Origin of the sequence: Phyllobacterium sp. CCNWLW109 (assembly GCF_037203905.1) — a bacterium.
GTDB lineage: Bacteria > Pseudomonadota > Alphaproteobacteria > Rhizobiales > Rhizobiaceae > Phyllobacterium > Phyllobacterium ifriqiyense.
The window spans coordinates 68,327-90,306 of the sequence record NZ_JBBCBK010000003.1 but is presented as its reverse complement, the minus strand read 5'-3'; the positions used below and the strand labels follow the sequence as shown (position 1 = coordinate 90,306).

At 53.2% G+C, this 21,980-nt stretch carries 14 protein-coding genes; 1 reads left to right on the top strand and 13 read right to left on the bottom strand.

Features of this window, described 5'->3' with window-relative positions:
- Positions 1–44: 44 nt before the first annotated feature.
- From V9K92_RS11010 to V9K92_RS10950, 13 genes are all read right to left on the bottom strand, one after another.
- Positions 45–8,633: a GH36-type glycosyl hydrolase domain-containing protein gene (locus tag V9K92_RS11010; protein ID WP_337354000.1), complete on the bottom strand. Its 8,589-nt coding sequence runs from the start codon at positions 8,631–8,633 to the stop codon at positions 45–47.
- 274 nt (positions 8,634–8,907) lie between these two features.
- Complete coding sequence (locus V9K92_RS11005; RefSeq protein WP_115051529.1) at positions 8,908–9,948, bottom strand: sulfate/molybdate ABC transporter ATP-binding protein; 1,041 nt, start codon at positions 9,946–9,948, stop codon at positions 8,908–8,910.
- A gap of 11 nt (positions 9,949–9,959) precedes the next feature.
- Positions 9,960–10,847: a sulfate ABC transporter permease subunit CysW gene (gene cysW, locus V9K92_RS11000; protein WP_443094457.1), complete on the bottom strand. Its 888-nt coding sequence runs from the start codon at positions 10,845–10,847 to the stop codon at positions 9,960–9,962.
- Entirely contained in the window at positions 10,831–11,673 is an 843-nt protein-coding gene (gene cysT, locus V9K92_RS10995) for a sulfate ABC transporter permease subunit CysT (protein WP_115051527.1), read from the bottom strand. The genes cysW and cysT overlap by 17 nt, the downstream gene beginning before the upstream one ends.
- 60 nt (positions 11,674–11,733) lie before the next feature.
- Positions 11,734–12,720, bottom strand: coding sequence for a sulfate ABC transporter substrate-binding protein (locus tag V9K92_RS10990; protein WP_370878850.1), 987 nt, complete (start codon positions 12,718–12,720; stop codon positions 11,734–11,736).
- Between the two features lie 254 nt (positions 12,721–12,974).
- Entirely contained in the window at positions 12,975–13,151 is a 177-nt protein-coding gene (locus V9K92_RS10985; RefSeq protein ID WP_337353999.1) for a hypothetical protein, read from the bottom strand.
- A 15-nt stretch (positions 13,152–13,166) separates the two neighbouring features.
- Positions 13,167–13,673, bottom strand: a complete 507-nt coding sequence (locus tag V9K92_RS10980; RefSeq protein ID WP_307282198.1) for a hypothetical protein — start codon at positions 13,671–13,673, stop codon at positions 13,167–13,169.
- Positions 13,674–14,064: 391 nt separating this feature from the next.
- Entirely contained in the window at positions 14,065–14,655 is a 591-nt protein-coding gene (locus V9K92_RS10975; RefSeq protein ID WP_115051524.1) for an SCO family protein, read from the bottom strand.
- Entirely contained in the window at positions 14,655–15,185 is a 531-nt protein-coding gene (locus V9K92_RS10970) for a copper chaperone PCu(A)C (protein ID WP_337353998.1), read from the bottom strand. The genes V9K92_RS10975 and V9K92_RS10970 overlap by 1 nt, the downstream gene beginning before the upstream one ends.
- Positions 15,186–15,207: 22 nt before the next feature.
- Positions 15,208–16,572, bottom strand: a complete 1,365-nt coding sequence (locus tag V9K92_RS10965) for a PepSY-associated TM helix domain-containing protein (protein WP_337353997.1) — start codon at positions 16,570–16,572, stop codon at positions 15,208–15,210.
- An 83-nt stretch (positions 16,573–16,655) separates the two neighbouring features.
- The gene (locus V9K92_RS10960; RefSeq protein WP_337353996.1) at positions 16,656–17,039 is read right to left on the bottom strand and encodes a hypothetical protein; all 384 of its coding nucleotides are present in this window, start codon (positions 17,037–17,039) and stop codon (positions 16,656–16,658) included.
- A gap of 232 nt (positions 17,040–17,271) precedes the next feature.
- Positions 17,272–19,224, bottom strand: a complete 1,953-nt coding sequence (locus tag V9K92_RS10955; protein ID WP_337353995.1) for a MacB family efflux pump subunit — start codon at positions 19,222–19,224, stop codon at positions 17,272–17,274.
- Positions 19,221–20,438: an efflux RND transporter periplasmic adaptor subunit gene (locus tag V9K92_RS10950; RefSeq protein ID WP_115051519.1), complete on the bottom strand. Its 1,218-nt coding sequence runs from the start codon at positions 20,436–20,438 to the stop codon at positions 19,221–19,223. The genes V9K92_RS10955 and V9K92_RS10950 overlap by 4 nt, the downstream gene beginning before the upstream one ends.
- A 311-nt stretch (positions 20,439–20,749) precedes the next feature.
- Between V9K92_RS10950 and V9K92_RS10945 the strand changes: the two genes are divergently transcribed.
- Positions 20,750–21,967 (top strand): Mrp/NBP35 family ATP-binding protein, encoded by a 1,218-nt coding sequence (locus tag V9K92_RS10945; protein WP_307282212.1) that lies wholly within the window; start codon positions 20,750–20,752, stop codon positions 21,965–21,967.
- Positions 21,968–21,980 lie beyond the last annotated feature (13 nt).

Sequence of the window (21,980 nt, the reverse complement as noted above, 5' to 3'; positions counted from 1 at the left end):
ATTTCATCGGCGGCGATTACGGCGGTTTCTCTGTAAAAGGTGAACTAGCTCACTCTTGGCACTTCCACGGTGACCTTGTGTTCGCCGGATGTCTCCATGGGAATACCGCCTTCTGGCTTTGTCAGCTTCTTTCCATTGACTGTAATCTTCTTGGTTCCGCTGGCAAGTGGTTTGACCTCAACTGAATATTTGGCATCACCATTGCGCAAGACAAAGCTGAAGCCATCCCATGTGGAGGGCAGGGCCGGATCAACGAACAATCGGTCGGCTTGTCGGGTAATGCCAAGAATTCCTTCCGTCGCAACGCGATATAACCAGCCAGCGGAGCCCGTATACCAAGTCCAGCCACCGCGACCGCGCATGGGATCGACTGAATAAACATCCGCAGCGACGACATAGGGTTCAACACGATACGACTCAGCCTTGTCAGCATTAAGGGAGTGATTGACCGGGTTAAGCATGCTGAACCAGCGATAGGCTTCATCGGCATTGCCGAGTTTGGCCATTGCCAGAACCGCCCAAGTTGCCGCGTGCGTATATTGTCCGCCATTCTCGCGCACACCAACCGGATAGCTCTTGATATAACCCGGATCGTGGCGCGATTTGTTGAACGGAGGCGTAAACAGTTTGACGACCTGTGCTTCTTCGTCAATCAGATGGGTGGCGACCGATCCCATTGCCTGCTTGGCCCGGTCCGGATCGCCATAACCGGAAAGGACGCTCCAAGATTGAGCGATAGAATCGATCTTGCATTCCTCGCTCATCTTTGAGCCCAATGGAGAGCCATCATCGAAATAGCCGCGGCGATACCATTCTCCGTCCCAGGCATTCTTTTCCAATGAAGCCTTCACGCTTTCTATATGTGCTTGCCAGCGCTTTACACGCTCAGCATCATTATAGCGTTCAGCTATAGGCAACATATCGCGCAAGGTGCTGATCAGGAACCAGCCAAGCCACACGCTCTCGCCTTTGCCCTCTTCGCCGACACGGTTCATGCCGTCGTTCCAGTCGCCGGTCAGCATAAGTGGCAATCCATTGCTGCCTGTACGGGCAACAGCAAGATCAAGGGCTCTGGCAGCATGCTCGTAGACGCTGACAATCTCGGTGGAAATTGTCGGCTGATAAAAGGCATCGTGTTCGGCTTCTTCCAGAGCACGTCCTTCGATAAGGGCAACTTGCTCATCAAGAATGCTCATATCGCCTGTCACGGACGTGTAATGCGCGATTGCATAGCCAAGCCAGACCACGTCGTCGGAAATCTTTGTCCGCACACCGGCTCCGGTTGTCGGAAGCCACCAATGCTGGACATCACCTTCCTTGAATTGTCGTGCTGAGACATTCAGGATTTGCTTGCGGGCAAGCGCTGGATCAAGGATCAGCATCGACAATGTGTCTTGCAACTGATCGCGGAACCCGAAAGCGCCACTGGCTTGATAGAATGCCGAGCGCGCCCATATACGGCAAGCCAGACTTTGATAGGGCAGCCACCGGTTGACCATGATGTCGAAAGCGTCGTCAGGCGTGTCAACCTGAAGACCGTCAAGGAAGTCGGCCCAAATCGCCTTGGAAGCCAACAATGTGTCTTCAAACGTACGGGTTGCGTGCTCGGCAAGTATCTTGTGAGCATCTTCAGTGTTTCCCGTGTCGCCCATATAGAACAGCACTTCCTTAGTTTCACCGGGGCCTACCTCAATATCCACCGCAAGCGCGGCACAAGGGTCACCGCCAGCTTCCACCAGATTGGACAGTGGCTTTGCCTCTAGAACAGCCGCGGGACGCTCTACCGAGCCAAGATTGCCTAAAAATTCTGTTCGATCCGCGGTAACGGATTGTGGCTTCACGCTGCTTGCAAAGAAAGCCATCTGATTGCGTCGTTCGACCCCGTAAGGATTTCGGGCAAACAGAACTCCTTTCTCGCTATCGTAAGACGGCACGATGAAGGGGGCGGTCTTTGCGCGAACATTGCCGAGCATCCACTCAACGAAGCCGTAAACGCGAAGCTGTTTGGATGATCGACCGTGATTGGTGATTTTCAGGCTGGAAACCCTGACCGGTAGCACAGGGTCGATCGTATGCGTCAGTTCAAGTCCGATATTGCCATGTTTGGAAATGAAGGTTGAGTAACCTTGTCCGTGGCGTGTTTCATATTGAACCGATGGGTCACGCAAAATCGATGCAGTTGGAGCGAATGCCGTATTTGCATCAAGGTCCACGACATAGATAGCTTCACCGGAGCGATTGATTACCGGATCATTCGACCACTGCGTCAATTGATAGTCACGGCTATTGCCCGACCATGTAAAGCCAGCACCTTCCGCAGAAACATGGAAGCCAAAACTGGAATTGGAAATCACATTGATCCATGGCTGCGGCGTGCAAGCCAGTCCGCTCAAACGCACGACATATTCGCCGGTCCCCAGATCAAATCCGCCAAAACCATTCCAGAACTGAAGATCATCGCCTGATGTTTTAGCTGGGACTTTGCCTATAAGCTGGCTCGGCGCTGGTGCAACGCCACGCAGATCATCTGTTTCGGTCTCGATCAGTGCTTTGCTTTTGATGTCGGATGCCGGGAACGCTTCGGCATTCAGTTCAGTAACACGGTTCAACTGTTCGGAAAGCGAGCCATTTTGAGCGTGCAATACGATACGGGCCGAGGCCAGAAGCGTATTGTAGCTGGCATCACTCATCTGATCCTTGCGAACAGTGAAGATGTGAACCCGGGGCCCATACTGACCGCCGCGTGCGCGGCTATTCTCACAGATCGCCTCCAGTCCACGCTGGAAATCCTGAGCATATGAGAAGGAGCGTTCGTTGATTACAACAACGTCGACCACCAGTCCTTTTGCCCGCCAATATTCGTGCGCTTTGAGAATGTTTCTCAGCGTTTCCATATCAGCTTCGTCGTCGATACGCAGCGCGAGGATCGGAAAATCGCCTGAAATCGACATTGGCCAGAGTTCAGATTGACTGCCCAGACCGCTTGCAATGCTGCTCGAAGGCAACCGCAACGATTTTTCCGGGTAAATCAGATTGGTCGCCACACGCTGGAAGACAGCCGCTTCATCGGGGTTAATGCCGATATGATGTAGACGGACCTGCGAACTTGTCCAGGACAACGAGAATTCGCGAGCGAAGCAATCCGGATGACGGAAGCGGGCGACCACTTCTTTAAGCTCCTGGCGGTTGGGTCTCACAAGCGTCCAGAATACCAAAGAAACTTTCTTGTGCGCCGGAACGCGAACGCGGCATCGCAGGGAGGCAATAGGGTCGAGAACGAACCCATGATTGCCGCTCAAAGTGACGCCTTCGTCGAATACCACTGGATTGCGAAGAGTACGCCCCCGACCTATAAATGCCCGGCGGTCGGTTTCGACCTGCACTTCACGCATAGCGCCCGAGCCATCGCTAACGACGTGGGCAACGTGAATATCGGGGTCATCCGCACCTCGTTTGCGGCGCGTTGCATAAATGGCATCGCCGCGTTCATCGATCTCCGTTTCCACGAACATTTTCGCAAAAGCCGGATGAGCGGTATCTGTGTCGTCATTGGTCAAAACCAATTCGGCATAGGACGTAACTTCGATGATACGATCCTTGGTACCAGTGTTGGTAATAACGATGCGGCGGCCTTCACCATCGGAATCGGAGGCAACGATAGTTTCCACAGTAGAGTGGATCGTACCCGTCTCCTTGATAAATTCAGCCTTGTAATCGGTAAAGATCGTGGTGCTTTTCTCTCCTGCCAAGCGAACTGGGTCGCTGGTGGCGGACCACCATTCTCCGTTTTCCATGTCGCGCAGGAAGAGAAATGTACCATAGCCACTCTCTATAGGATCAGGCTGGAACCGCGTGATGGCCAGACCATTCCAGCGGCTATATCCGCCACCATTTGCCGTGACCATCACAGAATAATGTCCGTTGGACATGATCTGGGTCGCACAAGGTGCGGTCATTGGGTTCGGAATATAACGGATTGAAGCCGGTTCTTCCGAACTTTCGACAGCTTTACGCATGGGATTGTCGGCTTTGGCCTGTAATACCGGTATTTCGCGTGGAGCTTTTTCCTGCAACAAAAGCTCGGCGGCTTCGATAACCGGATCAGCGTGGAAGCGTTCCCGCATACGGCCTTCGAAGACAACATTGTTGACTGCTACAATCGACATGCCGTGATGATGCGCCATGTAGTTGCGTACGATTGCGTATTCCTCGTCTTCGCGAACACGCGATTTGGTGAAATCAACGGCATCATAAAAGCCGTATTTTCCAAGTGCTGCCATCTCACGCAGGCGGTTTAGGTTCTTGACGGCTGCCGCTGGCTGATACTGGCTTGCCATGATGCTTGCATAAGGGGCGACCACATAATTCTTGGACAGGCCGCGTTTCAAGCCGAGGGTCGGCACACCAAAATTGGTGTACTGGTAATTCATTTCCGGATCGCGCGCATTGTAAGCCGCTTCCGAAATGCCCCATGGCAATCCCTTGGAGTCGCCATATTCGATCTGACGTTGCACGATCAGCTTGTTGGTCTGGTCAAGCATCGATCCGAGGGGTTCGATCATGACGAGGGGTGGCATCAGATACTCGAACATCGAGCCGGACCAGGAGATCAGCGCTCCGCGCCAGCCCACTGGGACGAGCAACCGGCCAAGCTTGAACCAATGGTCGACAGGTATATCACCCTTGGCGATAGCAAAAAGGCTGGCCAATCGCGCCTCGGACGCGAGAAGATCATAGCAACTTGCGTCGAGTTCATTGGTTTCAACCCGGAAGCCGATGGAAAGCAAGCGGCGTTCCTTCCGCTCAAGGAAGGTGAAGTCGGTATCGAAGGCCAATTGACGAGCACGTGTTGCGAGAGAAACAAGCCTTTCGCGCAAAACATCGGTGCTTTCATGGCCGCCCATGGCATCGTCAGTATGACCCTGGCAGGTTTTGACCAAAAGCAGCGCCCATTCATTCGCCGTGAGACTTATCGGTGTCTCTAGCTCACCATGCAGCTCTTCGGTCAGGCGTTGAATATCGCCCGCGAACAGAGCAAGATTGATTGTCCGGAGCGATGCGGTCTCAGGCTCTTCCTTGATCGTTGTAATTGCCCGGCGGAAATTGGCCACACGCTCTTCAAGACGGCGGCGGAGAGGCCGCAGAACACGGCGGTCATCCGGAATTTCGGCAACTGTTTCTTCAAGGATATCGCTAACATCAAGAATCCCGTCGAGCTCACTTTGAAGATAGACAGACGGCGCTTCCGCCCATTTTTCCAGAGCGGAAGACAGAGCAACAAGATGACCGGCGAGATTACCGCTATCTACCGCTGATACGTATAGCGGGAGCAGCGGGCGAAGTGTCGTTGTTTCGTACCAGTTATAAAGATGGCCGCGATACTTCTCCATTTTTTCGAGCGTGTCGATTGTATCGCCAATACGCGTCAATGTTTCGTTGAAGCTAATCCAGCCGAAGTCACGGGCGGCAACAGTGGAGAGCAAATACATGCCGATATTGGTTGGCGAGGTACGCGTTGCGATAACGGGAAAGGGATCTTCCTGGAAGTTATCTGGAGGAATGAAGTTTTGTTCCTTGGTTACGAATGTATCGTAATAATGCCAGGTCCGGCGGGCAAAACGGCGCAATTCGCCCTTGTCGGATGATCGCACGATCAGATCGTCCAGAGGCTTGGCAGACCGACTGACCAGCCAGGCAATAACCGGCGAGAAAAACCAGATTGCGGCAAACGGGACCGCAAGCATCCAGGCGCGGCTATGGCCAGCGAGCGGCAGGATAATTGCAACCAGTGCAACGATGACCGCTGGCCACATCAGACGCGTATAATATTGCAACGTGTCAGGCGAGCTTGTCTTGGCTTGGGCGGCAGCGCGCCACTCCAGAAGATTTTTGCGCGAGACAAACAGGCGGTACAAAGTACGCGCAATTGCATCTGCCATGAGACAAGCCATGTTGGCAATGAAGGTAATGCGCAGGGCAATATCCGCAGCACCAGCAAAGATGTCCGTTAAAATGGCTTGGAAATGCCCCTTTAGTGAAAGGTTCATGTCCGTAGGCACAAGATTGGTGAACAGGATCATCGTTGGTACGATGAACATGCTGAAAATCATGAAGAACTGCCACAAGGCAGCGATGCCGGGCGGCAGCAATGTCCAAGCTGCAATGGATGCCAGAATCCAGAAAATCGGCGTCAGCGAACGGCGCAGATTATCCACCATTTTCCATCGGGTAACAGCGGTAATTCCAGGCTTGGTGCTGAACAGGTACGGTAATAATTGCCAGTCACCACGGGTCCAGCGGTGGTGACGCGAAATATCGACATTATAGCCGGTAGGATAGTCTTCGACGACTTCCACATCGCTGACCAATGCCGCACGGGCATAACCACCTTCGAGCAAATCGTGGCTCAGGATTGTGTTTTCACCAATTTTGCCATCAAGGGCGAGCTCGAAGAAATCGATGTCATAAAGGCCTTTGCCGGTGAACGTGCCTTCGCCAACGACATCCTGATAAACGTCAGAAACCGCAAAGACATAAGGGTCAATGCCGCGATTGACGGAGAATACCCGTTGCAGGAAAGAGGCATCGTCACCAGTCGTCAGCGACGGCGTGACGCGTGGTTGCAAAATTGCATAACCACTTACAATGCGACCGGCTTTCTCGCTGTAAATCGGACGGTTGAGGGGATGGATGAGCTTGCCCGCAAGGCGGTTGACTGAATCAGGTGTAAGACGTGTGTCCGAATCCAGTGTCATCACGAACTTGATGTCGGTCGGGATAACTTCATTGGAGGGGAAATAGGTCGTATCTTTATCACCGCGTAGCAGCAGGTTCAGCTCATGCAGTTTACCGCGCTTGCGCTCCCAACCCATCCAGCGATTTTCTTGGGCATTGAAAAGGCGCTTGCGATGAAGGAGGAAAAACCGGGGATTGCTCTGTGTATAATGGTTGTTGAGCGCGGTGATTTTTTCGCGGGCATAATCCAATATGTCCAGATCATCGTCGCTTTGTTCAACTTTGCTGTCCGCCCAATCCGTCAGCAGTGCGAAATAGACTTCGCCTCGCGGATTGGTCAGATAGTGAACTTCGAGATTACGGATGTGTTCATCGACTGAATCCCGCGAGGTGATTAATGTGGGCACGGCTACAAGTGTTTTCGCCTCTGGAGGCAGGCCGTTCTTATACTCAAAACCAATCAACCGCGTGGGCGGCATGAACATTGGAATGATCCAGTTAACAAAGCCGTTTGCAGTTTCCATGGTCGGAAAAACCGCCAGGATTGTAAACAGCAGAACCAGATCGCGGGGCAAGCCAGCACGCGTCAGCCAGTAATGGACCACAAGCAATATGGCGATCGAAAAAATGGAGGCTGGCACCCATAATCCTGCAAGACCAAGATTGCGGTAGAAACGCACCCAACGCAAAATCAGCGTCGGTGTATAATCGCAAACTGCCTCAAGCTCGGGTCGCCCATCGCCGGCAAGGTAATAGCCTACGTCACGTTTGCGCTGTTCGGGAACCCCGCCTTCACCGCCGGTCTGTTCCGCGCTCTTATGCGCAAGCTCAAGTGCGGCCTGCGTAATGTCATTTTCGCTTTTGCCGGAACGACGCGCAATCTTTTCGATGGCAACGCGGTAGGCATTACGCGAATGAAAGTCGAGCGCGTCGAAATTGGAATTTTCGCGCAGAACAGCATCTACACCACTGACTGTTTCAAACCATGTAATCCAGTCAACATCGTCGATAGCCTTCAGGCTGCGGATAAGGTTTCCCATCGTCACGCCGCCAGTGGATTGGCGGGTATGTTCCTGAATAATCGCGTCCTCGGCATCGCTGCCGTTCTTTTCCAGCACCTCTTCCAGCCACGCCACTGCCGCTCCGGAGTGCATGGCGCCACCACGCAGGCGATAAAGCAGGTGCGTCGCAAAGGTGCTGTCCCGCGCCGCCGTCGTATACTGTTCCAGCATCTGGGGCAGTGTGTCTTTTTCCGCGTTCAGCGTAATCTCATCAGCAACGCTATTGGCAAAGGCGCGCATGCGCCGCGCACGCTCAACACGCAAGGAAAGACGTCTTGCATTTTCGATCAGGATGAAGCGGACGGCAGAGGGCAGAGCCCACAATTCGCCGATATGCAGCGGCTCGACAGTTTGAAAACCTTCAACAATTGCGCTGAGGCTGTTCAGCGAGAATTGGCTGTCTGTGTGGGCCACATAGAGCCACGCCAGAGCCATAACGCGCGGTATATCGCTCTGACTTACAAGCGAAGGCAATTGCCGAATGAATTTCTTGGGCAGATCGCGTTCGACCTGCTGGATGTTTTGGTCAACAAGATAGTAGTTGTCGAGCAGCCATTGAGCCGCTGGGGTAATGGTTTCGCCTTTACGGGCCGCGGCATCCGAAGATCGGTAAGAGTGTAAGATCAACCGTGCATTTTCAACGGTTCTTTGCTCAAAAACCATGGGCTCGTAATCAGGCAGGCGAACATCTTCGCCCTTGGCAACCCGTGCGCCAAGATCACGCAAATCGTCAATCGACTTATAATGTGCCCGGATCGGGTTTGGCTGGACAGAAAAAATCTGGCCGACGGTTTTCTTCTGAGATGCGAACGCTGGAAAAAAGCTTAATGAGGGCATTTGCTTCGTTTCTGTTGGAAGAAAAAAATCTTCGAGATTGCAATATAAGGCGGCATTTTACGATCTAATCGGTTCAGGGCAATGACGCTATCACCACTTTGTTGTTATCGATCAGTTTTGATGAAAATGAGTCAGATTGCCATAACGAATTATGTGTGGTCGCCGAGATAGTCGGCAACAATAAATAAAATGACTCTGAAATCGCTAAGACGAAAAATTTATTTGCTGAAATAAAAGCCGGGATTTGAAGATTCCGGCTTTTACCAATCAATTACTAGGCGCTTTTCCCAAATACGCGCCAGTGCTTTGGCAAGAATGCCAGCGGCGAGCCGACTTTTGCGGGATGATCAGCTGGAATTTCGATCTCGACGCGGCTTTCAGTGCCATCGATTTCAAGTTCGACACGGCGTGTTGCGCCTACGCGTCGGCTGGCTATTACGACGCCACTGATACGAGCTTCAGAGCCGCCGAGAAGCTCCACATCATGGGGGCGAAAATAAAGCACGCCTTTTCCGTCGGCTTGTTCACTTTTCAGATCAAGCGCCTTATCGCCGAGATGGATAGTCCCTGATTGGATGCTCACGTCCAGGGAACTCGACTCGCCGATGAAACTATAGACGAAGGGCGAGTTGGGGCGGTCATAGACCTCATCAGGCGTGCCAACCTGTTCGATTTTTCCCTGGCTCATCACGACCACACGGTCGGCAAGTTCAAGTGCTTCATCTTGATCATGCGTAACAAACACAGTGGTGTGCTGGGTCTTGTCATGAATTTCACGCAGCCAGCGACGCAGTTCCTTCCGAACTTTGGCATCAAGCGCGCCAAATGGCTCATCAAGCAGCAGCACGCGCGGTTCGATAGCCATGGCACGGGCCAAGGCGACACGTTGCCGCTGCCCGCCGGAAAGTTGCGCGGGATAACGTTTCTCGAGGCCCGAAAGCTGGACGAAATCAAGAAGTTCGCTCGAACGTCTGCGGATTTCCTCTTTGCTTGGCCGATTGGCGCCGGGCCGCACTTTCAAACCGAAGCCGACATTATCGATGACAGTCATATGGCGGAACAAGGCATAATGCTGGAAAACAAATCCGACATTGCGTTCCTGCACTGATTTTAAGGAAGCATCCTCATCACCAAAGAAAACCTTCCCATCGGTCGGGGTTTCCAACCCTGCGATCAGGCGCAAGAGCGTTGTCTTTCCCGATCCCGAAGGGCCGAGCAATGCAATAAGCTCACCCGAATTTATATCCAATGATACGTCGTGCAGCGCCGGAAACCGGTCAAACTCCTTGCGCACACCACTTACTCGAACTTCCATAAATATTCCCCTTAGTGTCCACCAGCAGCGCGAAGTTCTGCCCCATATCGCAACTCCAGCAGAGTTTTGAGAACGAGCGTCACCAGCGCCAGCAGCGCAAGTAGCGAAGCCACTGCAAAAGCAGCGACAAAATTATATTCATTATAGAGAATTTCGACATGCAGCGGCATCGTATTTGTCAGGCCGCGAATATGCCCGGATACGACCGAAACTGCACCAAACTCTCCCATTGCCCGGGCGTTGCATAAAAGAATGCCGTAGAGCAAGCCCCATTTAATGTTGGGCAAGGTGACATGCCAGAAAGTCTGCCAGCCATTTGCTCCCAGGGACAATGCTGCCTCCTCATCCGTTGTTCCCTGATCCTGCATGAGAGGGATCAATTCGCGAGCCACGAATGGAAAGGTGACGAATACGGTGGCAAGCACGATGCCCGGCACGGCAAAGAGAACTTCTATGCCATGTGATTTCAGCCAGGGACCAAGGAAGCTTTGCGATGAAAAGAGCAGAACGTAAACCAGACCAGAAATGACCGGAGATACCGAAAATGGCAGGTCAATCAGTGTTGTTAAAAAAGCTTTGCCCTTGAATTCGAATTTGGCGATAGCCCAAGCGGCAACGACACCAAAGACAATGTTTAACGGGACTGCAATTGCCGCAACCAGTAAGGTTAACCGTATTGCGGCAAGTGCATCGGGTTCTGCAAAAGCAGCAAGATAGGCTTCTGGACCTTTGCGGAAAGCCTCAACAAAAACAGCAATGAGCGGCAGCAACAGGAAGAGCCCGAGAAATGCCAGTGCAGTGGCTATGAGAACAAAGCGTGCCGTGCGGCTTTCCGTGGTGGCAGGATGCCATGCCTTGGCAGATTCATTCGATATCGGCAGATCATGTGCCATAGCCATACCTCCTGCGGCTCCATGCCTGAATGAGATTGATCACGAGCAGCATCAGGAAGGAGATGGACAGCATGATTGTCGCAATGGCCGTGGCACCCGCATAGTCAAATTCCTCGAGCCGGATGACGATCAGCAAGGGCGCAATTTCCGAAACATAAGGCAAGTTGCCTGCAATGAAGATAACGGACCCATATTCTCCAACTGCCCGGGCGAAGGCCAGTGCAAAGCCTGTCAGAATGGCAGGTTGAAGGCCCGGCAGCAGCACGCGCGTTATGGTTTGGAAACGGGTTGCTCCAAGCGTCGCAGCTGCCTCTTCCACTTCCTTGCGGATTTCTTCCATGACGGGCTGGACTGTGCGAACAACGAAGGGAAGACCAATGAAAATCAAAGCGATGACGATACCCAGCGGTGTGAATGCCACTTTGATACCCAAGGGTTCGAGCCATTTTCCAATCCAGCCATTCTTGGCATAAAGGGCTGTGAGCGCGATGCCAGCAACTGCTGTTGGCAAGGCGAAAGGCAGGTCGACAATAGCATCAATAATGCGGCGGCCGGGAAAGCGGTAACGCACGAGAACCCAAGCAACAATAACGCCAAAGACGACGTTCACCAAGGCGGCGATAAATGATGTACCAAAGCTAATCTTCATCGCGTTGACGGTCCGAGGATCAATCGCAACATTGAAAAAGCCCTCCCAGCCGAGAGCGGCAGAGCGCCACACCAGACCGGCAAGTGGAATAAGGACAATAAGTGCTAGGTAGGCAAGCGTGAAGCCAAGTGTCATTCCAAATCCTGGAATGATACTTGGCCTCTTGAAGCGGAATGGAGTCATTGGGTAACTCCATCGCGGTTTGGCTGCCAACCTGTTTTCACAAGGTTGGGTTTCATGTTTTTACTGTTTCGGCTTGTAAATCTGGTCAAATGTTCCGCCATCTCCAAAGTGATAGGGCTGTGCTTTGGCCCATCCACCGAAGATTGGATCATCGATTGTCACCAGTTTCAACTCGGGTAGTTTCTTGAGGAGATCGGCCGACACGAGTTTTGGCTCGCTGGGACGGTAGAAATGCTTGGCAGCGAGCGTCTGACCCTCTTCAGAATAGAGGTATTGCAGATAGGCTTCCGCCGCTTTTCTTGTCCCTTTGGCATCAACATTCGCGTCTACGATAGCAACGGGCGGCTCAGCCAAAATTGATTGGGGCGGCACAACGATATCGAACTTGTCGGCACCAAACTCCTCTAGCGAAAGATAGGCTTCATTTTCCCAGGCTAGGAGAACGTCACCCAGTTCACGCTGCGCAAAGGTCGTGGTGGAGCCACGAGCGCCGGTATCGAGCACAGGAACGTGCTGGAACAGTGTTGCGATATATTCTTTGATCTTGGCTTCGTCGCCGCCAAACTGGCCATTTGCCCATGCCCAGGCAGCAAGATAATTCCAGCGTGCGCCGCCCGATGTCTTGGGGTTTGGTGTAATAACCTCAACGCCGTCCTTGATAAGGTCACCCCAATCCTTGATGCCCTTTGGATTGCCCTTCCGAACCAGAAAGACAATGGTCGATGTGTAAGGTGCAGAGTTATGGGGATATTTTGTTCGCCAATCAGGATTAATTTTCTTTGTGGCCGAGACAATCGCCGAAATATCGCTTTCAAGCGCGAGTGTTACGACGTCGGCATCCAAGCCGTCTATTACCGCGCGTGCCTGTTTACCTGATCCGCCATGGGACGTCTGTATGGTAACAGTTTCCCCTGTGTCAGCTTTCCACTTGGCTGCGAATGCCGCGTTGAAATCTTTATAGAGCTCGCGCGTTGGGTCGTAAGAAACGTTCAAGAGCGTGGTGTCCGCCAAGGCAGCAGACATTGGTTGTGACGCGACCGTTGCCATAAGCAGAACGGTCGCGAAGGCTATCGATAATCGGGAATTTTTCATGCCTGCCTCCGTGTGATTGCAACTGAAGGGTAGCAGAGCCTCTGAAAATGAGGCGTTAGAAAGAATTCCTTTTATATCACAAAATTAGAAAACTCTACCGGATAGCCATAGTCTATAGGAATAGTCGTCTATATTTTGGCCGTGTTGGTTCTGTCGCAAAAAGAATTGCTGGGTCTTGTCGTGATCCAGCGTCAAAAATAGTGCGGGATTTATTTGCGAACTGTCAGTTTCACGGGCGTCGCATCAGCAATTTTGACGTACCCGGCAAGCTCGGCGCGTGTTGTATCTTCTTTGGGTATTTTGATGGGCATGACAAAGATAGCTGCAGTCAATAGCACTGTCGCTGCTACCGATAATTGTCGTTCCCGGCGCGAACTGATAATCATGATTTCTCCCCTTCCTTAGTGATATTTCGCGCGCATAGGGCGGGAAATAATGTCGTCGATCGCAGATTTTGGAATGGGCAGGAGCACCTGATCCAGTTCTACGAGTGTTTCGGCAAATGCGATTGCAGCGTTTTCGACTTCCTCGTGACGGGAGGGACATGCCATTGCATTGAGGCATGTTCGTGCTGCAACCATGTCGCAATTTTGAAGACCGGCAACGAGTCCCAATATCATGCATTCTTCTCGGCAGACGTGATGGGAGCCAAAGGGAAATGTTTTCAACGGGCACAGGGCGCAATGGCGCAATGTACGCACGAAGTAAGACAGTTCTGACAAGGCATGATTGCCGTTGCGATCACCAAGAATCTCGCTGTAGAGACCATAGGCCATTTCCCAGGCAACAACAGAGCCGGTTTCAAATCCGGCAGTCCAGCGGCGATATCCTTCGAGCACCAGCTTTTCAGGAGCACGATCGAAATAACAGCCGGTATGGTTCCGCGATTCAGATAAGCCAGGAAACATCGCGACCTCCATCCTGCGGAAGATTGCGGGTAGGAGCAAGCAGGCTATTGCGTAATCGCTGCAGAAGCTCATCAGAGCCCAAAGCAAACGACGGACGCTGACGCCTCAGCAAAGAGACCACGCGTTGGCATGGCAAAAAAAGACCAATCATAAGGTCCTCCAATCGAACGGGTTCAAGGCCCAAACATCAAAGGGTGTACTCATTGTACAAATGCATAAAGGCTGCTGAAAAAACGGTTGTCAAATACTAAATGTTTAAAACGTTCAAAAATATCAATAGCTTAGAATAATTCTAGGAAATTATGAGTTTTTTAGTATACAAATGTTCTGATAGCTTCGGTTTCTGCCGGCATCCCCTCCCGATTTTCGGGAGGAGAACGGTTTGATGGAATCAGCCTGCGATGAGCAGCTTTAACTTTTTCAAGGCGACGTCGGCATCTTCTTTATAATCAATCGTGCTTTTCAGGCGTGCATCGCGATCGAGCAACATGATAGATGCTGTGTGATCCATTGTGTAATCACCATCTTCAGTTGGAACCTTCTTGGCGTAGATACGCCAGCTTTTGACCAGCTTTTCGATCTCTTCCGGCTTGCCTGTAATGCCGGTTATCCGGTCGGTAAAGGCCGCAGTATACCCTTTCATCACTTCCGGCGTATCGCGCTCAGGGTCGACGGATATAAAGAAAACGCGCAAATCCTTGCCTTCGTCCCCAAGCGTGTTCAGCAGCCCAGCCATTTCGAACAATGTAGTTGGGCAGACCTCAGGGCAGTGTGTGAAGCCAAAAAACAGAGCTGTCGGATGGCCCTTGAATGCGGCCTCGGTAATAGGAGCGCCGTTTTGATCAATCAGATTAAAAGGCGTGCCCAGTTCAACTGATTTTTGTGTACTGGCCTGCCGACCGCTGACGTAAGTAAGAACCAGAAAGATGGTAAGGGCAGCGATTGCCGCCCATAGACCATAGCGAACCCAGCGCATATTCATCAGTTGTGCTCCATGCTTGCAGCGTTTGCTGCGCCCACCATAAATTGAATTTCGACCTTGCCTGCCTTGGCAAATTCAAGCGTCACGGGGATCATGTCGCCTTCCTTCAACGGCTGGGCTATATTCATAAACATCAGATGAAGTCCCCCCGGAGCAAGCTCTACAGTTCCGCCAGCGGGTATTTCGAGTCCTTCCTTGAGCTGGCGCATTTGCATGACATCGCCTGCCATTTTCATTTCATGCACCTCAACGCGCTCGGCGGCAGGTGTCGTGCCGCCCATTAGCCGGTCGGGCGCGTTGGCCGAATTGGCGATCTTGAGATACCCGCCACCTACTTTTGCACCGGGCAAAGTAGCACGGGTGAAGGCGCTACTAAGCGTCAAATCTCCAGCTTTTACCGGTTCCATTGCATCCTCGGAATGGCTCGCTGGGGCGTCATGCCCCATCTTGGAGTGGTCGTGAGCCTGCGCTGCAAAGGAAAGGGACGTGGCGACAAATGCAAGTGCGGCAATTCGGAATAGTGTCTTCATGGAACGTCTCCAATTCGAATGTTTACGAGAATACGCGTTTCAGGGGAGAGGGGATACGAGTGACCAGCTGATCGATGACCAACATGGCCAGGATGGCAAAGCCGGTAAGCGGAAAAGCTACGCCGAAGCCCAGGATTACCACGGTCAGCATGACAAAGACGCTGGTTTGAGATGGCATGGGCGGCACGCCCAATCGGCCTGATGGGCGGCGTTTCCACCACATGACAATGGCAGTTACCGACATTAGCGTAATGGCGAGGCAGGTCAGGAGCATGAGGATCTGGTTCGCCAGCCCAAAGTACTGACCCATATGAACCCCAACGCCAAATTCTATCGCTTTGCCGCCAATGCCGTAGTCGGAAAACTTGATGTCAATCAATGGCTTACCCGTATACTGGTCATAATGGATCGTTTGTTGCCTTGCTATGTCGTCAGGAAAAATCGCGGCGGTATAAACACCTCCCTTGCCCCTGGGCAGCGAAACCTCATAGCCGGGAAACATACCCGCTTCATTGGTAGCGGTGACGATCTGATCAAGACTGACGTTCTCTCCTTTGGAAGCTGCATTGGATGCCGGTACGGGGGCGTTTTCTACAGTCCAGCCAGCATGATCGACCACATCCTTAGTGGGCACTGTCGAAAGGGGAACATCATCCCAGAGCTTGGTTGGATAACCCATTCCTGCACTGGAAAGCGCTGCATTAACCTGCTCGCCCCAATAGCCCGACCAAGGCATTCCAGAGATCGCCAGAAAAAAGATCAGCGCTCCGGCAGATGCGCCGGTAACGGCATGGAGGTCACGCCAGAACACACGTTTTGAAGGGGTTCCACGGACGCTGACAACGCCGCCGGTTTGTGAGCGCGGCCACCATAAATAAAAACCGGTGACGACCAAAATAAGCGCCATTCCTCCGACAGCTTCGATTATCCTATTGGGAACAAAGCCAAAATATTTCAGGCTGTGAATATTCCGGACCACCTTATTGAATTCATTTTCCGCCGCAACAGTGCCAAGAACGGCCCCGCTATAGGGATTAACGAAGACGAGAACGTTCTCAGTAGATGTGCCGACAGTGACACGAACCGAATGAGATGGATCGGCGGGAACGCGGTATCGGACAATTTTTGAACCAGGTACTGCTGCCCTCGCATTTTCCGAAAGCACTGAGGGAGCCAGGGTTTGGCCTTGCGGTTCCACAATATTGCGATAGGCGAAAACCGTATCGTCAATCTCGTCCTTGAACAGATAGAGCCCGCCCGTGACGGCAAGATTGATCATGAACGGAATGACGAAAAGTCCCGCTAAAAAATGCCAGCGCCACACGGCGCGATAAAGAGATATACTGATATTGTTAGGCTTTTTGCCAGCCTCGGCAAGAACGGCCATAATTATTCCAATCGTCTGACGGCCAAAGGAGATGGACCTGCGCGGGCAGGGCCATATTCAAGCGCCAAAGGGCGCAATGGGTGTCAGACTGATGGCGGTGCTTGCGGCGGAGCGGATGGCGGATAGGCGTGCCGCGCAATGAGAGCAGCTTCCCGCTTGATCGCAAGTGATTGTAACGGTTCAATTTTTGCGCTGGCGACTGTAGCCGGAACGGGCAATACGACCGAAGAAACAAGACGGCATGCCTCGCAACCAGTGCCATGCCAGGCTGTCTTGTGATGATCCTTTTCATTGCCGGTATCGGTCAGGCAAAGCACGGGCAAAGAGCCGTCGGGAAGGGTATAGGCTGAAAGATCATCCAGAGCAGGCGCAGCGGAAACCGGCTGATGGGCAAAGGCAACAAATACGAGCGCCAATGCGCAAAGCATGCGCACCGCCATTCGCCAATTGTTCCAAACTTCGCGCATTATCGCCTCGTTAGCAGTCCAACATTTTCATAGCTGCACTTTTGATGAAAAGCCATGCGGCAAAGAGTAATGCAACCGACGACAACCAAATTGCACGCTAGGATTACTTTTTTTGAGCAAGAATCGACGATTCTTCGGCAAATTTCTCCAATTGTTCTGAAAAATCGTGCCACATGTCGAGCAAACCCGGTCGAAATTGGAAAGCACTGTTCAAGTGTCCGTTTTGCTGCCCCTAATCGCGCGCCAGAGCATCAATCGGATTGAGTCGTGCGGCTTTTCGGGCAGGCAGGAATCCGAATGTCAGTCCGACAATGACGGCGGTGATGCAGGCAACCATGATGGCATTGACCGAGACAATCATCGGGAAGGAGCTGCCAATGGGAGCGAAGACTGCACCTATCGCCAAAGCGAGTCCAACGCCGATAATTGCACCGGTCACAGTTACCGCGGAAGCCTCAATCAGAAATTGCAACATGATATCGATCTGACGTGCGCCGACCGCCATGCGCAGACCGATCTCTTTTGTACGCTCGGTCACCGAAACCAGCATGATGTTCATGACGCCGATACCGCCGACGACGAGGGCGATGGCGGCGATGGATGACATGAGCAGTGAGAGAATCTTCGTCGTGTTTTCGATGGTCTTGCGCATCTGGTCACTGTTGAAGATGAAAAAGTCCTTGGTGCCGTGACGGCGCTCAAGCAGCGCGACGATGGCTTTTTCAGCAGCTTGGGTGTCCACATTGTCCGACACGCGCAAAGTGATTTCGCTCAGGCTTCCTGCACCGCTTATCCGGGTAAAGAGGCTTGTGTAAGGCATGTAGATTTGCAGCCGTTTGTCCTCGCCCATGCCGCCGGTGGTCTTGGCTGCGACGCCGATGACGACGACCGGAACCTGCGCAACCACGATCACCTGTCCGACAGGATTCGCCACATTCTTGAACAATGCCTGTTTGGTATTGTCGTCAATGACGACTTGCTGCAAGCCCATGGCTTGGCTTCGCGCATCGAAGAAACTGCCTTGCACGATTTTACGCTGGACAACGCGGAAATAATTATCTCCTACGCCGTTGATTGTCGCGTCAACCGAAACATTACCAAACTGGGCTTTGCCGGTCGCCGAGACGGAGGGCGTTACGCTGTCTACATAGGGCTGCGAGCCCAAGGCTTCGGCATCGGCAATCACGAGGCTTTTAATCTTGGCGGCGTTTTCATCGCCCCAATCCTTGCCGGGGAAAATGCTGATCGTACTGGCGCCAAGACCATTGATTTCGTTCAGCACCATTCGCTGGCCGCCTTCACCAAGGCCGACAACCGCAACAACGGCTGCAATACCAACGATAATCCCGAGCATGGTCAGCGCTGTGCGAGTGCGATGCGCAATCATGGAACGCAGAGCCATGGGCAGTGCTTCCATAAGTCGGCGCATAAAACCGCTGAGCCATCCGGCAGATGCAGGCTGTTGCGTCAGTTTGGCTGTCGTGGACACGAGTCTGTCCGGTTTGCGCTGGTCGGCAATGATAGCGCCATCCTTGATTTCGATGATCCTGTCCGCATGACCGGCCACATCCATATCATGCGTCACGATAATGATCGTGTGACCGGCAGCATGAAGCTCTTTGAGAATGTCGAGGACATTTTCGCCGCTCTTGCTATCCAGCGCGCCGGTCGGTTCATCGGCAAGAATGATTTCGCCGCCATTCATCAAGGCCCGCGCGATGGAAACGCGCTGTTGCTGCCCGCCAGAAAGCTGGTTCGGCCGATGGTCCATGCGATCACCAAGCCCGAGACGCTGAAGAATGGCGATGGCGCGCGACCGGCGCTGGCCCTTTGGTGCGCCGGAATAGACCGCAGGTATTTCGACATTACCGATGGCGCCAAGATCGGGCATGAGATGATAACGCTGGAAGATGAAGCCGAAATGTTCGCGCCGCAATTCGGCAAGCTCGTCTTTCGTCAGGCCGGAAGTCTCGCGACCGGCCATGATATAGCTGCCCTTGCTCGGCTGATCCAGGCAGCCAAGAATATTCATGAGGGTCGACTTGCCGGAACCGCTGGCCCCGACAATGGCGACGAATTCGCCGGCTTCTATGGTCAGGTCGATATTATCGAGGGCAATGACTTCCTCGCTGCCCGCCGCGAAAATACGCGATAGCTGTTTGACTTCGAGCAGGGCTGAACTCATGACGAAGGTGTCTCGCTGCTTGCAGCCTTGCTGGCGTCAGCCGCGGGAGTGCCCCCCTCAATGACAACCTCGTCGCCAACACGCAAACCTTCGACGACTTCAGCCTTGATCATGTCGGTCAAGCCGATCCTGACAAATCTCTGTTCGGTTTTTCCCTCAGCCAGTTTGACCTTTACCTTGTAACGGCCATCCGGCTCTCTGTTGGAAAGGGCAGACCACGGAATGATTGGCTTGTCCTTGATCGAGCCGATGATGATATGGACTTGCGCGGTCATTTTCGTCCGCAGACGAGAGTCCGGATTCGGTACAGTGAGCAACCCGTCATAATAGATTGCGGTGCCTTTGCTGCTGTCGGTTTCGACGCTGGATTTGGCATCGGTGGTGATTGATGGCGGGGCAAAATCGATGCGCTGAAGTTCGGCTTCATAGCGGGTTTGAGCATCGCCCATAATGGTGAACCACACCTTCTGGCCGGGCTTGGTGCGCCAGACATCGGCTTCAGAAATTTTGACCTTCACATTCATCGTATCGAGCTTGGCGACGATCACCACGGTTGGCGTGGTTTGTGTGGAATTCAGCGTCTGGCCCTGCTTGGTGACAACTGCAATGACAGTGCCATCAATGGGCGAGACGATTCGCGTATAACCAAGATTGGCCGTGGCCGTTTCAACATTGACTTCCGCCTGTTCGATCTGCGCGCCAAGAGAAGCAATCTCCGCCTGCAAGGCAAAATAGTCAGACTCAGCCGTATCGAAGGCCATTTGCGAGGCCGCCCTTTGCTCAAGCAAAGCGGTCTGCCGCTCATAGGCAGCCTGTGCCTTTTTGAGCTGAACCTGTTTGACCCGCTGCAATGCCTGGCTGTTTGCCAGTTCCGCCTTGGCAACTCGCAATGCATTTTCCTGCGGGACAGAGTCAATCTCGGCAATAGGATCACCGGCCTTTACCGGCTGACCGGATTCAACATAAAGCGTTTTCACCTGCCCGGAAACCTGCGCACCGACATTGACCATCTGCACCGGCTCCAAAGTACCCGTTGCAAGCACGGTCTCCTCAATGAAACCAAGTGCGACAGGAGCAGTGAACACGCTCTGCTCTGGTGCTTTGCCGGAGGAAAAAACCTTTGTCATCAACAGCCAGACGACAAGAATTGCGATAATGGCGAAGACGATCAGTTTCAGAGCGCGGCTGCGGAAGCGGGAACGGACTTGAGGCATGATTCTGACCTGACCGAAATGCGGGTGCTTATGGGCGATAGAGGGATTTGGCTAGAACGCCACATTATGGCTTTTTCACATCGAACATATCCCGCGAGCAGAGTTTTCACTTATCGCCGGATAGGGTTGCTCCATGAATATTGCGTGAAAATGACGAACGGATCCACCAACCGGGAACTGAACTGCGATTGTAAAGCGGGATTATTGCCCGCAAAGACAGGCCGCGTACAAATGTCCATTGGCGTTTCTGCTCAACTGCATTATCTGAAGTGTCAGGGTCTGACCCCAAAAATGACAGGGATGGAATTGCAATGGCAGATGTGACGAAGACCGAGGTCCTGGAACAATTGAGGACGGTGACCGGTCCGGATTTCAACAGCAATATTGTCGAGCTTGGTCTGGTGTCAGACATCTTCATCGCCGACAATAAAGTATTCTTTTCGATCACCGTCCCTGCCGAACGTGCTCAAGAGCTGGAGCCGCTTCGCTCTGCCGCCGAACGTGTGGTCAAGGCAATGCCCGATGTAAAAGGCGCAGTGGTTGCATTGACCGCCGAAAAACGCGGCGGCCCGACAAGCGATGACGCGCCGCGTGCTGCGCCTGCACCAAGACCTGCGCAAAGACCGGCACCGGCAGGCGCGGTGCCGCCGCAACGTGTACCGGCTAAAGCTCCGCCAGCCGCTGCCGGCCATGCCGGTCACAGCCATGCGGCAGCGCCGGTCAAATCCGGAGTGCCCGGCGTTGGCGCCATTATCGCAGTCGCATCCGGCAAAGGCGGGGTTGGCAAATCGACGACCGCTGTCAATCTGGCTTTGGCTTTGCAGGCCAATGGTCAGCGCGTCGGTATTTTGGATGCAGATATTTACGGACCTTCCATGCCGCGTCTGCTGCACATTTCCGGCAAGCCGGAAGTGGTTTCCGGCCGGGTGCTGAAGCCGATGGAAGGCTATGGGCTGAAGGTCATGTCGATCGGTTTCCTTGTGGACGAGGAAACGCCGATGATCTGGCGCGGCCCCATGGTCATGTCGGCGCTGACACAAATGCTGCGCGAAGTGCAATGGGGCGATCTCGATGTGCTGGTGGTGGACATGCCGCCCGGTACCGGCGACGCGCAATTGACCATGGCGCAGCAGGTGCCGCTTGCCGGTGCGGTGATCGTTTCGACACCCCAGGATCTGGCGCTGATCGACGCGCGCAAAGGGCTCAACATGTTCAAAAAGGTCGATGTGCCGCTGCTCGGCATTGTTGAGAATATGAGCTATTTCATCGCGCCGGATACGGGGGCGCGCTACGATATTTTCGGCCATGGTGGTGCACGCAAGGAAGCAGAACGTCTTGGCGTTCCATTCCTTGGTGAAGTGCCGCTGGTCATGGAAATCCGCGAAATGTCGGATGCAGGAACACCGGTCGTCATCAGCAATCCGGATGGACCGCAAACCAGGGTCTATCGTGAGATCGCTGCGAAGGTTTGGGAACAGCTGAAACTGGCCAAGGGTGGGCGCACCGCTCCTGCAATCGTTTTTGATTAGAGGATGGCGGCAC